This is a genomic window from Methanoregula sp. (genome assembly GCF_002835825.1).
GTDB lineage: Archaea > Halobacteriota > Methanomicrobia > Methanomicrobiales > Methanospirillaceae > Methanoregula.
In genome coordinates this window covers 1-1,411 of record NZ_PIZH01000537.1, presented here as the reverse complement: position 1 = coordinate 1,411, position 1,411 = coordinate 1, and the positions used below count along the sequence as shown (strand labels likewise).

Here is a 1,411-nt window from a genome sequence, read left to right as displayed (position 1 = left end):
ACATATCAAGGGTCATGTAGTTGCCGACAAGCGCAATTGCGACCGACGAAAGTCCGACCGCAATCAGACGGGCGTACGAGAGCACGTGGGAGAGAATCGTGGGCAGTTCGATCACTTCAAGGAAGTTCTCCCGTGCAATGAAGACGATACCTGCAAGGAGCAGCGCTCCTCCGATAATGTGCCCGATATTCAGGATCGACACGGTGCCCGGAAGTCCGGTAAGATCGGGCATCAGCGGCATCACAACGGTTGACCAGATCGCAATAAGAATCCCCCACAACACGGCGATCCAGCCGAAGTTGGCCATGATGGCGAGCGTACGGTGGTGGCCATGATCCTGGGTTGCATGGTTGTACATGCCGAGGATACGGCCAAGGGTCAGGTGAGCGAGACCGATCCAGATGGACAATACCATCAGTTCGGGGATGTCCGGTGCATGTCCATGATCGCCCAGGTGCCGGTTGAACAGAATCGGGTTCAGCCCGGGTATCCCGAACCCGAAGAATTCACTGAAAGCGAGACCAAAGAATATCGTCGAGATGCCTGCGTTCCTGAGAACAGTAAGGAGCATCCGGCCGCTTTCGCCTTTCAGGAACCTTCGCAGGCCCAGCGCCATCGCGATGAAGGCAAGGCCGTACGCAACATCCCCGACAATCAGCCCGAAGAATAACGGGAAGACGATCGAGATCATCAGCGTAGGGTCAAGCTCGGTGTATCGCGGCCGGGAATAAACGTCCATTAAGATCTGGGTGGGTTTTGCAAAATCCGGGTTTTTATACTCCACCGGAACCGAATCGTGTTCGGGGTCCGTGGGCAACTCCGTGATATAGATCTTGCCTTCCGTCACATGGACAAGGGCATCCATAACACCCCTGAGCTTCGAAGTCGGGACCCAGCCCTCCGCAACAAACGTCTGGTTCGTTGTCGCAAACCGCAGGGGCGCTTCGGTCTGGTCGACCTCGGCTTTGAGGAGCTCTTCACAAGCAACAAGAAACGAGGCGTGCTTCTGTCGCACGGCCCCGAGCCTTGCAGTAATCCCGGAAAGTTCCTCGCGGAGCGCCGCAATCTCGGCCTGGTATACTTCGATCCGACTCATTGCCGAGCCGGTCTCGTCCGGGACCGGGACGGACTGGAACACAGCCTCGGCAAGGGAGCGTTCGACCTCACCCTTTGATTCGGTCGGGAACACGACAACAAGGAAGCTTTTGTCCTTGCCCTTTGCGAGGTGGTACTCGCAGGGCACACAGAAGGATACGTCGCGGGAGATGTAACCGGCAATCGTGGTGAACCTCTTGTAACCGTGATACAGGTTCAGGTCAACCGGTACATCTAAAAACGGCCTGATCTCGGCGATCTTCTGCTCGATCTCCTTGATCCGCGTGTCGACTTTGGAGCGCCTGACCGAAAGCTC

1 protein-coding gene is annotated in these 1,411 nt (G+C 56.6%); it reads right to left on the bottom strand.

Going from position 1 to position 1,411, the window contains the following annotated elements:
• Window positions 1-1,411, bottom strand: a 1,411-nt coding sequence (locus CW742_RS13080; protein ID WP_292421081.1) for a V-type ATP synthase subunit I, incomplete at both ends; no start/stop codon positions are given.